We start from the raw sequence: 1,657 nt of genomic DNA on the forward strand, positions 1-1,657 counted from the left end.
TCACAGGGACTCGCCTCCTGCGCTTCGCGCGCCTAAACAGCCACCATGTCCGAACCCGCCGACATCGCCGCCATGAGCTTCGAGACCGCGCTCTCCGAACTGGAGCAGATCGTGGGACGGCTGGAGTCCGGGCAGGCGCCGCTGGAAGACTCGATCAGGCTCTACGAGCGCGGCGCGGCCCTGAAGGCGCACTGCGAGAAGAAGCTCAAGGAAGCGAGCCTGCGGGTCGAGAAGATCGTGGTGGGCGCGGGCGGCGCGCCCGGCGCAGAACCGGCCGAGTTCGGCTGATGGAGCTCGCCCGTCGTGTGGCCGAGGCGGCGGACCTCGTCACCGTCGCGCTGGACGAACTGCTGCCCCGCGCCGAGGGGCCGGAAAGCCGGCTGACCGAGGCCATGCGCTACGCCGCCCTGAGCGAAGGCAAGCGCCTGCGCACCTTCTTCGCCCTCGAGACCGGCCGCATGTTCGACCTCGACGAGCGCTCGGTGCTGCGCGCCGCCTGCGCGCTGGAGTGCATCCACGCCTACAGCCTCGTCCACGACGACCTGCCCTGCATGGACGACGACGACCTGCGCCGCGGCCGGCCCACGGTCCACAAGGCCTACGACGAGATGACCGCCGTGCTCGCCGGCGACGCCCTGCAGACGGTCGCCTTCGAGATCCTGGCGCACCCCGACACCCACCCCGACGGCGCGGTCCGGGCCGAACTGGTGACGAAGCTCGCCGTGGCCTCCGGCGCCCGCGGCATGGTCGGCGGCCAGATGATCGACATGCTGGGCGTGCGCGACGACCTGGGCGGCGTCGCGCGCATGCAGCGCCTGAAGACCGGCGCCCTCATCGCCTGCGCCTTCGAGCTGCCGCTGGTGCTGGCGCACGCACAGGAGGCGCAGCGGCACGCGCTGATGGCCTTCGCCCACGACGTGGGCCTCGCCTACCAGATCGTCGACGACCTGCTGGACGCCGAGGGCACGGCCGAGTCGATGGGCAAGGCGGTGGGAAAGGACGTCTCGAAGGGCAAGGCCAACTTCGTCACGCTGCTGGGGGTCGACGCGGCGCGCGAGCGGCTGGGGCTGCTGAAAACCCAGACCAAATCTCACCTGGATCCATTCGGGCCGCGGGCGGATTTCCTGCGGGCGAGCGTCGATTTCGTGCTAGAGCGCCGCCAGTAGTCGAGAATTTCATGCCGCCCGTCACGCCCCTGCTCGATACGGTTTCCACGCCGGCCGACACCCGCGACTTCACGATCCCCCAGCTTCGCCAGCTCGCCGACGAGTTGCGCGCCGAGACCATCGACGCCGTCTCCCAGACCGGGGGCCACCTGGGCGCGGGGCTGGGCGTGGTCGAGCTGACGGTGGCGCTGCACCACGTCTACGAGACGCCGTCGGACATCCTCATCTGGGACGTCGGGCACCAGGCCTATCCGCACAAGATCCTGACCGGCCGGCGCGACCGCATCCGCACGCTGCGCCAGGGCGGCGGCCTTTCGGGTTTCACCAAGCGCTCCGAGAGCGAGTACGATCCGTTCGGCGCGGCCCACGCGGCCACCTCGATCAGCGCGGCGCTCGGCTTCGCCGCGGCCCGCGACGCCAAGGGCCAGGACAACAAGGTCGTGGCCGTCATCGGCGACGGCTCGATGAGCGCCGGCATGGCCTACGAGGCC

General features: G+C 70.9%; 3 protein-coding genes. All 3 read left to right on the forward strand.

The genetic code is table 11. The annotated features are described in order from the left end of the window. Window positions 1-45 precede the first annotated feature (45 nt). Complete coding sequence (locus JNL41_RS05745; protein WP_293473320.1) at window positions 46-288, forward strand: exodeoxyribonuclease VII small subunit; 243 nt, start codon at window positions 46-48, stop codon at window positions 286-288. After that, the gene (locus JNL41_RS05750; protein WP_293473321.1) at window positions 285-1,166 is read left to right on the forward strand and encodes a polyprenyl synthetase family protein; all 882 of its coding nucleotides are present in this window, start codon (window positions 285-287) and stop codon (window positions 1,164-1,166) included. The genes JNL41_RS05745 and JNL41_RS05750 overlap by 4 nt, the downstream gene beginning before the upstream one ends. Window positions 1,167-1,177: 11 nt before the next feature. After that, window positions 1,178-1,657, forward strand: a 480-nt coding sequence (locus tag JNL41_RS05755) for a 1-deoxy-D-xylulose-5-phosphate synthase N-terminal domain-containing protein (protein ID WP_293473319.1), incomplete at its 3' end; no start/stop codon positions are given.

This window comes from Phenylobacterium sp. (assembly GCF_016793285.1).
GTDB lineage: Bacteria > Pseudomonadota > Alphaproteobacteria > Caulobacterales > Caulobacteraceae > Phenylobacterium.

Bases quoted from the DNA above. Each gene is read 5' to 3' on its own strand.
- JNL41_RS05745 (WP_293473320.1), top strand. From the start codon at position 46: ATGTCCGAACCCGCCGACATCGCCGCCATGAGCTTCGAGACCGCGCTC.